The following is a 12,657-nucleotide window of genomic DNA, read 5'->3' as shown; positions in this document are numbered from 1 at the left end:
CCTGGTGCAGAATAGCCGCTCAAGCACAGAATCCTCGAAGAGGGAGACCAGGAATGCGCGTATTGCTGTCGAGCCGCGGATCGCGCGGCGACGTCGAACCGCTCGCGGCCCTCGCCGTCGAGTTGCAGCGCCTCGGTGCGGAGACGCTGGTGCTCGCGCCGCCGGACCAGGAGTTCGTGGATCTGCTCGGCAAGGTCGGGGTGCCGCACCTGCCCGTGGGCGGTTCGGTCCGGGCCCTGGTGAAGGACCTGCGGACCACGGGCAAGGCGCCGCGGACCTCCGCTGACCTGCGCGTCCACGTGGACGAGCTGATCGAGGCCTACTCGGGGCCGCTGACCGAGGCGGCCCGGGACGCCGATGCGATCGTGGCGACCGGGCTGTTCCCGGGCGTCGCGACCGCGCAGGCGGTGAGCGAGAAGCTGGGCCTGCGGTTCGTCAAGGTGTTCCTCCAGCCGACCACGCTGCCGTCGCCGGCGCACCCGCCGCACCCGATGCCGGGCTGGCCGCTGCCGGAGGGCGTGACGGACAACCGGGTGCTGTGGGACCACAACATCGAGGTCATGCAGGACCTGTTCGGGCCCTCGATCAACGAATACCGAGAGTCGATCGGGCTGGCGCCGGTCGACAACGTGCGCGACTACGTGAACAACGGGCCGTGGCTGGCGACCGATCCGGTCCTGAGCCCATGGGAGACGACCGACGACGACGTGGTCCAGACGGGCGCGTGGATCCTGGAGGACGATCGTCCGCTCTCCGCAGACCTGGAGGCGTTCCTCGCGGCGGGCGAGGCGCCCGTGTACGCCGGGTTCGGGAGCATCCCGCTGATGGCGCCGGGGGAGGCCGCTCGGGCGGCCGTCGAGGCGGCGCGGGCGCACGGCCGGCGGATCGTGCTGCTGCGCGGCTGGGCCGATCTGGACGTGATCGACGGCGGTGACGACTGCTTCGTGGTGGGCGAGGTGAACCAGCAGGCGCTGTTCCGGCGCTCGGCCGCGGTCCTGCACCACGGCGGGGCGGGGACCACGACGACCGCGGCCATGGCGGGCGTGCCGCAGGTGGTGGTGCCGCAGATCGTGGACCAGCCGTACTTCGCCGGGCGGGTGGCCGCGCTCGGTATCGGTGCGGCGCATGAGGGTCCGGTGCCGACCACGGAGTCGCTGACGGCGGCGTTCGCGACCGCGCTGGACTCGGCGACGGCGAGGCGGGCGACCGAGGTCGCCGCGTCGATGCGCCGCGACGGCGCGGCCTACGCGGCGAAGCTGCTGGTGGACGAGATCGGATGAGCCGAGGTGGCTTCGGACGGGGCGCCAGCTGAGTTGAGGTCGCTTCGCACGATGCATCGACTGAGCTGGGCCGAGATTGCTTAGGGGGACAGTGCCGCAGCGGCGCCACGGTCCGGCGGTCAGCGCTCACGCGCACCGCCCGCCGGGCCGTGCGCACCCGGCCGCCGAGCAATGCTCGCTGGGCTGGGCGTTTCGAACAGTGCTTTCCATCAACACCCGTGGAAAGAGCGGGAGGCCGGGCGGCGACGTCCGGCCTCCCGTGCCCGGAGGTTCGCCGGCACGGGCCGGAGGCCTGGGTGCGGGCCAGGGCGACCTGGTCGGCCTCGGCACGCTCGGTGCCTTCCGAAGGCTCGCGGGCCCGGGCATTCACGATGGCCGCCGTGGGTACCTGCGACTACGGTTCGCGGACACGAGTCGCCGCACCGGTCGCCGACACCGACTCGGCGGTTCGACGGCACGGACCGGAGGCCGGGTCCGACCTGGTCGGCCCCGACACGGTCGGTGACTTTCCAGGGCCCGCAGGCCCGGGGTATTCACGATGGCCGCCGGCACCGGCCCGGCGGCGGCTCGCGGGCCCGGGTCGCCGTATCGGTCGCCGGCACCGACTCGGCGGTTCGACGGCGCGGGCCGGGGTAGTCGTTGACGCGGACATGTCGGCCGGGGCTCGTAGACTGGCCGGAGCCGAGGAGACCGCCGTCGGCGGCGACATGCGCACGAGACCGTGCAGGGACGACCCTGCGGAGAAAGCCGGTGGGCAGAGGAGCCGTCGATGCATTCGGAAGCGGACGACCACGGCCTCGCCGCGGCCATCAGCGAAGCGATGGCCGGCAGCGCGCCCCAGGCGCGGTCCATGGTCGAACGCCTCGACCGCATCGCGGCCGCCTTGCAGCACTCGATGCGCCGCCAGGCGGCGGACGCCGCGATCCCCGAGAGCGGGTCGCGTCGGCAGCGGGCCCGGGCCGACTCGATGCAGGCGCTCGCGGCGGCCGAGTACGAGTCCGCTTCGAGCGTCGCCGCCGGGCTCCAGTCGATCTCCCACCGCCTGAACGTCGCGGCCGCCAAGTTCAACATCGTGCTCTTCGGCCGCACCGGCGCCGGAAAGAGCACGCTCATCGAAGCGCTCACCCACGGCGACGGGGCGTCCATCTCCCCCGGCCGGTCCGACCACACCGACGTCGTGCGCCATGTCTTCTGGAACGACTGCGTCCTGCACGACACGCCCGGCACGCTCGGTTCGGGCCGCGAAGGCGTCACCACCGACTTCCTTGAGCGCCAAGCGCACGAGGCGGTCCTCATCGCCGACGTGGTGCTGCTGTGCTTCGACTCCCAGAACCAGACGCAGGGCGAGTTCGCGCAGGTCGCCGAATGGATCGCCGCGTACGGCAAGCCCGCCGTCGCGATCCTGAACGTGCGCAACAAGGGCTGGCGCAATCCGCGGAAGGTCACCAGCCGCGGCGACCGCAGGGACCTCTCGGTCGCCGTCGAGCAGCACGTGCGGCGCATCCGGCAGGAACTGCGCGCGACCGGCCTGGCGAGCACCCCGGTCGTGGCGATCAACGCCCAGTTCGCCGCGTTCGCCAGGGCGGGCGAGGCCTACGCGGGGCCGTTCACCGCCACCCGCAGCGGGATGCTCAAGATGCACGGGGCCGCGAAGATCGACGCCTGGTCCAATGTGCCCGCTCTCGAGTCGCTGCTGACGCGGGCGGTGCGCACCGACGCGGCCGGCCTGCGCCTGGGGATGCTGCGCGGGCAGGTGCGCAGCACGCTCGACCAGGCCGCCGACGTGCTCGACGCCGAGATCGTCAGGCCCGCAAGCGCATACGCGGCGGACCTCGAGCGCGCGGTCGACCAGTCCGTCGAAGTGCTCGGGCTGCCCGCCTCGGGCGATCCGGGCGGCTTGCGTCCGGCGCTGGCGCGGATGAACGAGCTGCGCGGCAGGGCCGGGCCCGCGGCGCCGATCCCCGGCAGGGTCGAACCCTATGCGCGCCACCAGTTGAAGATCGTGCTCGGCGGGCTCCAGGACGAGGCGAACGAGAACGCCTACCGGCTCGTGCAGGCCGCGATCCGCGACCGCAGCGACATCGGCGAGGCAGCGTTCGAGGCCGGGGTGTACGGCGCGCTCGACCTCGACACGGTCGTCCGGGACTTGAACGCGAAGATCAAGGAGTTCCTGCGCGAGAACCTCGACATCATCGACAAGGGACTCGCGGCCGACCTCGACCTGACGCGGCGGACGCTCAGACTCGAAGGCGCCGCGGGGAAGCGGCTCATCGGGGTGGGCAACGTGTCGGGCGTGATCGGCTCGGCTGCGCTCGTCGGCGGCCTGACACTGGCCGTGGGCGCCCTGGCCGTGGGCGGCCCGCTGGTGATCCCGGTGCTCCTCGTCGGGGCGGGCGTGGCCGGACGGATCTCGGGGATGCTGCTCAAGCGGCGCGGCAAGCGCCTGTTCGACGAGAAGACCGGCGATCTCGTGGCGCAGGCCAGGCTCAGCGTCGACGCCACGTTCGACAAGCTGCGGCGCGACGTCCACAACGAGATCGACACGCTGCTGGAGACGCTGCGCAACACCACCGTGCTCCCCCGCATCCGCCGGGCGGTCGAGTTCCGCGAGCTCGGATCGCGCGTCGCGAGGCTGCGGGAACTCCTGGTGCGCGAGAGGGACGAGGTGCCGGCGACCGGGCCGGTGCCGCAGGAACTGCTCGCGGCGGCCGTGGCCGCGTGCGAGACGGCGACGGGGCGCACGTCGGGGCAGCTGTGGCTGGGCGAGGACTGGTGCGACGACCCCGACTTCCTCCGGCCGGACGGCGAGGAGGGCGAGGTGGTCCTGGCGAAGACGCCGCGGCCCTCCTCGATGTCGCGCCTGCTGCTGCGGCTGCGTTCGGCGCCGCAGTTCAGGACCGCGCAGCGCCACCCCAGGCTCGGCGCGGGCCGCAAGTGGATGCGCGAGGTCGCCGCCGCGGCGGAAGCGCTCGCGGACCCGGAACTCACTGCGCTGCAAGGCGAACTGGCGGGCCTCATGTCCGACCGAAACCCCACGGTCGTCCTGTGCGGGGACTACAGCACCGGCAAGACCTCGTTCATCAGACGCCTGATGCTGGAGGCGGGACGGCTCCCCGGGGACGGGCTCGAAGTGGCCGCGCAGCCGCTGACCGACAAGGTCACCGGGTGGGAGATGGACGGTTTCACCCTTGTGGACACTCCGGGGCTGCGGTCGGGATCGCGCGAGCACACCGCCGCGGCGCTCACCGCCGTCCGGCGCGCCACGATGATCCTCTACCTCCTCAACCCGACCTTCGCGCACGGCGAGAACACCGACCTCGACGAGGTGTTGGGGACCGGCGACGACGCGGCGGAACCAGGGAGGATCGACCGGGTCCTGTTCGTGCTCAACCGCGTCGACGAGATCGGACCCGACCCGTTCTACAACGAGGGCGAGTTCGCGAAGGCCATCGGCGAGAAGCGCGACGCCTTCCTCGAACTGCTCAAGCGGCGCGGGCACACGGTGCCACCCGAACGCGTCCACCACGCGATCAGCGCCCCTTCGGGAATGCTGCTGACGCGGCCGGACCAGATCGCGCCGTACCGCGCCTGGGACGGCATCGCCGAAGTCCTCGGCACGATCACGACCTCGGTCAAGGCGCTGGAGCGCAACGGACCCGACGCCGCGGTCCTCCACACCGGACACCACTCGCTCGCCGGGCTCCTCGCCGGGGCGCGGGCCCGCCGGCACCGGGCCGAGCGGACCGTGCGCGAACTGGACCTGTTGGAGCGCACCGCGAGACAACAGGTCACGGCGGCCGCGCATCTACGGTGGGCGCAGATCGCCGAACTGCGCAGCGCGGTGCGCCTGCACCTGGAGAAGCGGTTCGACCGGATCAGGAACGCGCCGGTCGCCGCCGCGCGCAAAGAGGCGGAGACCTTGCGCGACTGGGCCCGCAACCCGGCGGTGGTCGACCTCGTCAACGCGTGGTTCATGGCGACCGACGAGCAGATCGGGCAGTGGAACCGGCATTCGACGGAGAACATGCGCGCCGAGTTCGGGCGCAGGGCGTTCCGAGAGGCGCTGCCCGACGCCGAGTTCCCCGCCTCGATGACGGGACTCAAATGGGGGCGCGGGCGCACCCCGATCGGAAGGGTCGGCAGGATCCTCCAGGACCCGCTCGCCGGCGTCGTGATCGGCGGCGCCATCGGCGTGCTCGTCACCGGGGTCGTGGACGCGGCCGAACCGCTCGCCGAACGCAAGCGCGCGAAGAAGCGCGACCCGCTCTTCGAGCAGGCGCGCGCCGAACTCGCCTACTCCGGCGAGCTGTGGGTCGACCGCCTCCTCGACCCCAGCCGCGAGGACGCGGGCCCCGCGGCCGAGCTGATCGCCGAACTGGACCGCAACGCCGGAGCGCTCGCTGCCTGGGCCGATCTGCGGCGGCGCGAGCGCGAAGAGGCGCAGCGACAGATCGACGTCGACGGCGCGCGCATCGCCCAGTACGAGGACTTGTTGGAGAAGGCACGCAAAGCCCTACGCACACCGAAGGATTGAAATGGCGACCATTGCGCAGTGGAGCGAGCAGGTGCGCGAGCGCGTCCAGCGGCTCACCGACCGGGACCACGTGTCGCACGCCGACGCGGCATGGAACGAGTTCGCCGCCCGGCCGCAGCTCGTGGTCACCGTCTACGGGCCCTACAACGCCGGGAAGACCACGCTGATCCGCCGGCTCCTCGTCGAGGACGGCACGCCGATCCCCGACTCGCTCCACGTCTCCGCCGCACCGGAGACCGCCGAAGTGCGCGCGGTGAACTCGGGGCCGCTGCGGTACGTCGACACCCCGGGGATGCGGGCCGGGACCGCCGGACTCGGCGCCGACGCGGACCGGTCCCTACTGGTCACCGACGCCGTGCTCATGGTCGCGCCAGTGCAGCTGCTCACCGACGGCCGGGACGAGTTCCTCAGTGTCGTGACAGGATCGCGGTTCAACCCGCATCGGCCGCTGCCGCTGCCGGACGGGGCGATCCGGTTCGTCATCGGCAAGGCCGACGAAGGGGCCGACCCGGACTATGAGGAGGACTACGCGGCATGGCGGGAGGCGAAGACCGCCGACCTCGTGTCCCAGCTGTCCGACCGGATCGAGGCCGGGAGCGTCCACGCGGTCATCGCCGGGCCCTCCGGGCTCAAGGTCACCGCGGAGCGCGTCGAGCAGCTGCGGGAACTGGGCGACCTCGACGGCATCGCCGCGCTGCGCGAGGCACTGCGCTCACTGGTGCCGCAGCGCGAACGGCTCCGCGAAGCGGCCCGCGTGCGGTTCTGGGCGGCGACGGCCTCCGGAGTCCTGGACCAGGCCCTCGCCTGGACCGAGGAACTGCGCGGGCGCGAGGCGACCGTCAAGGCCGAAGTCGTCCGCTACGACCAGTTCATCGAACTGCTCGAAAGCCTCAGGAAGGCCGCCGAAAGCCAACTGCGCCAGCGCATGGCTGCACTGGCGGCCGAGTTGGGCGAGCAGCAGAGCGGCAGGGGCATCGCGGTGGCGCAGGAGCGCTTCACCCGCGTGGTCGAGGAGTGGACCGAGCAGTCGTTCGCGCAGCTGCGGTCGCTCATCGAGCAGGCCGCGGCCGACCAGCAGGAACGGTCGACCGCCCTGGCGTGGAGGGAGACCGGGCAGCTCGTGGCGGAGATTCTGGACGTGCGCGACACCGGGCGGGCGCTCGAGCGGGCGGCGAGGACCAGCGCGCTGGTCGGTGGACTGGCAGAGCGGCTGCGGGACGCCTCGGCCCAGCGCATGGCCTTGCGCCCGCAGGCTCCGGCGGCGCCGGTCTCGGTGCCGCGCAAGGTCACGCAGATCGAAAGGGTGCGCGACCACACCTGGTTCCAGACGCCGGAAGGCGGGGTGACGTACCGGACCACGGAGTACGTGCGCCGCACGGTGGACGGGAACCGGGGGCTCCAGTCGATGGCGAACGCCGTGTCCAAGGCCGCGCCCGCGATCCTCGCCGGCGGCGCGGCGGCGCTCCAGGCCTGGCACGAGAGCCGCGAGAGGCAGTTGGAGCAGGAACGGCGCTTCGCCACCAGGGACGAGCTGCGCGCCGCGGCCGACACCGTGGTCGACGCGGTCCTCAACAGCCCGGGGTCGGGCTGGAACGGCCAGGTCGACGCCGTCCGCGACGACTTCCAGGACCGGCGACCGGGATCGATGGCCGAGACGATCGCCGCCGAGATCGCGCACTGCGAAAAGGAGACAAAGGCGCTCGATGCGCTGCTTCGGCATCCGCCAACCGAGCACTGACGGCCCTGTGGTGTCCGGTGCCCCAGTTGTTGGGCGTGCGGAGACTGCACCGGAGTGCTGCTGCCGCGCTGATTGCTGGGTGTTGGTCGGGACTGGTCGGGGTGCGCGTGGATCGGGCGCAGATGCCGACCGGTCGTGATCATCGCAGGTGGCGCTTCAGAGGGCCTTTGCCTACGGTATGTGCCTCGTTGAAAACACCAGCCTCCCGGCGCTCGAGGTGATCCCGGCCGAAAGGACACCCCCACCCGATCCGGTGCTCTGCACCGTACTGCTGCGGGGTCCCGATAGCACTCCGAGGGCGACACCCCCCAACCCAACCGAGACGACTCGGAGAGTGACAGTGTCGGGGACTTCTACAGAGGAACGACTCTCGGCCAGAGGCTTGGCGTAGTCTGCTTACACCGGCCGCCGCCTGTACGAATCCCTTACCCTTGTGCGTACCCCAATTCTCCCCCACACCGGTACCACCCGCAACACCCACACGGGGGCAACACACTCACATTCCACACCCGGACACCTTGCGCTGCAAACAGACCGGAAGCCTTTACGCCTCACAGGACCCAGGCCACGACCAGACCCCGGGGGCCACCGCCCACCCCGAGCCACTTCTCGCCTCTTCGTCGATGCCCGCCTGAACCCCAAACGAAACAGCGCACCGGACCGCCACCAACCCGACACGTCCCTGCCTCTTCGTCGCCGCTGGTTCCAGCCCTCCGAGTACCGGCTCGTTCCCGGCCGCGCGCTCTGAGCCTCGCCTGTGCCGTTCCATCGTTGCCGGATGTGACCCCGACCGCCCACCCGCTCCTACCCGGACAGGTGCGGCCTCGACCCTCGCCCTGACCTCTGGTGGCCTGATCTCTGCCGAGCTACCTGCGAGGTCTCGGCTCCGCGGTGCTCTCTCGCAGGACCAGGCCCGGGCGCTCGGTCGAGTAGCGGCGGTCGCCGGTGCCGTCGATCTCCTGGAGCAGCAGCTGGAATCCGCGGCCGCCCAATCCGGCGAAGTCCTGCTTCGCGGTCGTCAGCGGCGGCGACCACAGCTCGGCGAGCGGGTGGTCGTCGAACCCGGCCACCGAGATGTCCTGCGGGACCCTCAGGCCCGCTTCGACGATGCCGCGCATGACGCCCATGGCGATCTCGTCGTTGCCGCAGAACACCGCCGTCACCTCAGGATCGGCCGCGAGACCGCGACCGATCGCCACACCGCTCTTGGGGTCCCAGGTCGCGTCCCGCACCGGCGGGACCGGCGCGCCCGCGTTCACCAGGGCCCGCTTCCAGCCCGACGTGCGCCCGTCGACCCGGCGCGAGGGCGGCACCCGCACATGGTGGACCGTCTTGTGGCCCAACCCGAGCAGGTACCGCGTCAACTCCTCCGCGGCGTCGGCTTCGTCCAGGACCGCCTGCCGCACACCGGTCTCGCGCGTGCCCGACAGCGCCACGACCGGCAGGTTCCCGGGGATCTTGCGCAGCGCCGCCACACCGGGCGGGTCGAACTTCAGGACCACCACGCCGGCCAGCGCCTGCGTCAGCGTGGCCGAGATGGCACGGTCCACTTCGTCCTCGTCGGCGCTCTCGACCACGGTGATCATGACCGTGTAGCCCTTTTCGCGCGCGGCGATCTCGATGCCGCGGATGGTCTCCGCGTAGCCGTACCGGGAGGTGTTGCCGGCGATCACGGCGATCGTCTGCGACCTGCGCGAGACCAGGACGCGGGCGGCGGCGCTGGGCCGGAAGTCGAGTTCGGCGATGGCGGCCTCGACCAGCTCGCGCTTGCCCGGGCTCACGCGGGCCGCGCCGGTGAGCACGCGGGACACGGTCGGCACCGAGACCCCGGCGCGCTGCGCGACGTCCGAGATCGTCGGGTTCTTGCGTCGCTCGTCCAACCGGTCCGCCGCCCTCCTGTTGCTCACCGCATCGCTCCGCCGGCGCTCATTTGACCGCACCGCTCGTGATGCCGGAGATGATCCTGCGCTGGGCGACCACGAACGTGATCAGCAGCGGCAGGCTCATGAGGATGATATAGGCGAAGATCAGGTGCCAGTTCTGGAGATACAGTCCGGCGCTGGCGACCTGGTACAGGTTCAGCGGCAGGGTGTCGATGCGGCCGCCGATCACGAACAGCGCGTAGAACACGTCGTTCCAGATGTAGAGGCAGATCAGGATCGTCGCGGTGGCGAGCACCGGCTTGAGCAGCGGCAGGATGACGCGCAGGAACACGCGCACCGGGCCGGCGCCGTCGACGCGGGCGGCCTCTTCGAGCTCGTGCGGGATGGTGCGCACAAAGCCGGTCACGAAGAAGATCACCGTGGACAGGTACATGCCCATGTAGACGCCGATCATGCCGAGCGCGGTGCCGGCGAGGCCGAGCTGGCGCAGCAGGAGCACGATCGTGACCACGGCGGGCGGGAGCACGATGCCGGAGATGGCGAGCGCGTAGATCGCGGCGCTGAGGCGCCCGCCGCGGCGTCCGAGGATCCAGGCGGCCATGGAGCCGAGGACGAGGACGCCGACGACGGCAGGGACCATCACCAGGAGGCTCCCGAAGAAGGCCGACATCATGCGGCCGTCGCCGAAGACGGTCGCGAAGTTGTCGAGCAGCCGCCAGTCCGAGGGCGCTTCGAGGTTCGGGTCGAGGGCTTCGGCCTGGTCCTTCGAGGCGGTCGCGATGACCAGCCAGAAGGGGACGCCGAGCACGAGCACGGCGACGAGGATCGCGGCGACGGGCTGGTACGGGAAGCGGAAGCGGCGGCGGGGGGCGCGCCTCGCGGCGGCCGGGGCCGCCGTGCGGGGCGAGGTGGCGGTGATGCTCACAGGACGTCCTCTCGCTTGCGCAGGTACCGGATCACGGGGAAGGCCAGGATGGTCACGAGCAGGAACAGCACGAGGCTCATGGTGGTGGCCTGGGCGAACAGGCCCTGCCCGAAGGTCCGGAAGATGAAGATGTTCAGCAGCTCGGTGGTGCCGCCGGGGCCGCCCTCGGTGGTGGCCTGGACGATGTCGAAGCCGTTCATGGAGCCGAGCAGGGCGGTGGCGACGTTGAAGGTCACCGCGGGCGCCAGGAGCGGGAAGCGGATGGAGCGGAACATGGTCCAGCGGTTCGCGCCGTCGAGGCGGGCCGCTTCGAGCACGTCCTCGTTGATGGTCTTGAGCCCGGCGAGGTAGATGAGCATCGACAGGCCCATCCACTTCCAGGCGTGGACGATCGCGACGACCACGATCGTCCAGGTCGTGTTCCCGAGCCACGGGATCGAGACGTCCGCGCCGGTGAGGGCGCCGAGGATGCCGTTGAGCGCGCCGTCGGGCTTGAGGAGCGCCTGGAAGATGTAGCCGACCGCCAGCGCGGACATGATGACCGGGATGAAGAAGGCGACGCGGACGGCGCGGTTGACGCGGGTGTCGCGTTCGAGGAGGAGCGCGAGGCCGAGGCCGAAGGCGTTCTGGAAGAGCGCCACGAGCACGGCGTAGACCAGGGTGACCTTGAGGGAGTTCAGGAGCGTGCCGTTGGTGAACAGCGACGTGAAGTTGTCGATCCCGGCGAAGTTGATGGCGCTCTTGAAGCTCGACCAGTCGGTGAACGCGTAGACGAAGTTGAACAGGGTCGGGACGAAGAAGAACACGACCAGGACCACGAGCGCCGGGACGAGGAACCACAGCGGATGGTCCTTCTGCCGGGGGCGCGCCGCGCCCTTCGGGAGCATGGTGTTCGTTGACACGATTGCGGCCTTTGCCTTTCGTTGCGGGGCCTGGTGGTGGCGGGGGCGCCGGAGGGATCGGCGCCCCCGCTTCGCGTTAGAAGCCCTCGGCGCCTTGGGCCTTGGCCAGTTCGTCGAACTGGCTCTGGGTGGCCTCGGCGACCTCGGCCGGGGTCTTCGTGCCCTGGATCATGTCGGCCAGGTAGATGTACAGGTCCGGGTTGGCGATCGCGGAGGCCTGCATGGAGCCCACGGAGGTGCCGAGCGAGTCGCTGACCGAGAGCAGCGCCTCGGGGACGGTCGCGGGCGTCTCCACATCGGTCTGGAGCGAGACGGTGGACTGCGCGTTCACGAAGTCCTCGTAGCCGTCGCCCATCCAGTACGAGAGCAGTTGGCGGGCCGCGGACTCCTGGTCGGCGTCGCCGGTCTTGAAGGCCACCAGCGCGTTCGACTGGTCGGGGATGAAGGTGCCGACGTTGCCGGACGGGGAGATGGGGAAGAAGCCGATCTTCTCGTTCAGCTCCTCGGTGTCGGCGAGCGACTGGAGCTGGCCGAAGAACGAGTTGACCTGGACGGCCATCGCGGCGTCGCCGGCGAGGAGGGCGGCGCCCTGGTCCTCGAAGGTCGCGGTCTTGATGTCCTCGTTGAACAGGCCCTCTTCGATCAATCCCTGGTAGGTGTCGATCGCGCCCTGGATGGTCGGGTCGGTGAACAGCTCCTCGCGGGTGTTCACGCGGTCCCACAGGCCGTCGGCCGCGGCGTCGGCGAGCTGGACCTGGACCCACCACTGGGTGCCCCAGCGGTCGGCGGCCATCTCGTGGAACGGGGTCACGCCGGCGCCCTTGAGGTCGCGGGCGGTCTGGAGGAAGGAGTCCCAGTCGGTCGGGGTCTCGGTGATCCCGTTGGCCGCGAACACTTCCTTGTTGTAGTAGACGCCCTCGACCGCGGGGGTGGTGATGAGGGTGGCGTAGCGGGTGTCGTCGAGGACGCCGGTGATGTCGCGCAGTTCGGGCTTGTACGCGTCGAGCCAGGGGGCGTCGTCGAGCGGCTGGAGGTTCTGGCTCGCGTTGAGCGCGGTCAGCTGCGAGGCGGTCGGCTGCCAGAACGCGAGGTCGGGCATGTCGCCGGTGGCGACCTTCGTCTGCACGCCCTGCTCGTAGGGGTCGGGGATGGTGACGACCTCGACCTCGGCGCCGGTGAGGTCCTCGAAGCCCGCGATGACGCTGTCGGGCACGGTGTTCGAATTCTGGGCGGCCCAGATGGTGAGGGTGGTGCCGGAGAGGTCGGCGTCTTGGGCGGGCCAGTCGACGGGGCCGGCGTCGTCGGTGCCGGCTCCGGGGTCCGAGCAGGCGGTGAGGGTCAGTGCTCCGGCGGCGGCGAGCGCCAGCGCGTAGCGGAACGGCTTCTTCATTGAAT

General features: G+C 71.0%; 7 protein-coding genes. 3 read left to right on the top strand and 4 right to left on the bottom strand.

From position 1 onward, the window contains the following. Window positions 1-53 precede the first annotated feature (53 nt). From BLQ63_RS01350 to BLQ63_RS01340, 3 genes are all read left to right on the top strand, one after another. The gene (locus BLQ63_RS01350) at window positions 54-1,280 is read left to right on the top strand and encodes a glycosyltransferase (protein ID WP_091027347.1); all 1,227 of its coding nucleotides are present in this window, start codon (window positions 54-56) and stop codon (window positions 1,278-1,280) included. Window positions 1,281-2,049: 769 nt separating this feature from the next. Next, entirely contained in the window at window positions 2,050-5,814 is a 3,765-nt protein-coding gene (locus BLQ63_RS01345; protein WP_091027346.1) for a GTPase, read from the top strand. Window position 5,815: 1 nt separating this feature from the next. After that, on the top strand, window positions 5,816-7,552 hold the full coding sequence (locus tag BLQ63_RS01340; protein ID WP_091027345.1) for a GTPase domain-containing protein: 1,737 nt from the start codon (window positions 5,816-5,818) through the stop codon (window positions 7,550-7,552). An 866-nt stretch (window positions 7,553-8,418) separates the two neighbouring features. On the opposite strand, the gene BLQ63_RS01335 is transcribed toward BLQ63_RS01340, so the two are convergent. From BLQ63_RS01335 to BLQ63_RS01320, 4 genes are all read right to left on the bottom strand, one after another. Continuing rightward, window positions 8,419-9,459, bottom strand: coding sequence for a LacI family DNA-binding transcriptional regulator (locus tag BLQ63_RS01335; protein WP_218124985.1), 1,041 nt, complete (start codon window positions 9,457-9,459; stop codon window positions 8,419-8,421). 19 nt (window positions 9,460-9,478) lie between these two features. Then, window positions 9,479-10,261 (bottom strand): carbohydrate ABC transporter permease, encoded by a 783-nt coding sequence (locus BLQ63_RS01330; protein WP_342673908.1) that lies wholly within the window; start codon window positions 10,259-10,261, stop codon window positions 9,479-9,481. A 95-nt stretch (window positions 10,262-10,356) separates the two neighbouring features. Next, window positions 10,357-11,247, bottom strand: coding sequence for a carbohydrate ABC transporter permease (locus BLQ63_RS01325; protein WP_091027343.1), 891 nt, complete (start codon window positions 11,245-11,247; stop codon window positions 10,357-10,359). Window positions 11,248-11,338: 91 nt separating this feature from the next. Continuing rightward, window positions 11,339-12,652 (bottom strand): ABC transporter substrate-binding protein, encoded by a 1,314-nt coding sequence (locus BLQ63_RS01320; RefSeq protein ID WP_091027342.1) that lies wholly within the window; start codon window positions 12,650-12,652, stop codon window positions 11,339-11,341. Window positions 12,653-12,657 lie beyond the last annotated feature (5 nt).

Origin of the sequence: Glycomyces harbinensis (assembly GCF_900101745.1) — a bacterium.
In the GTDB taxonomy this organism is placed as follows: domain Bacteria; phylum Actinomycetota; class Actinomycetes; order Mycobacteriales; family Micromonosporaceae; genus Glycomyces; species Glycomyces harbinensis.
Note: the sequence above shows the minus strand (reverse complement) of the source record. Positions and strands in the feature narration are given on the sequence as shown.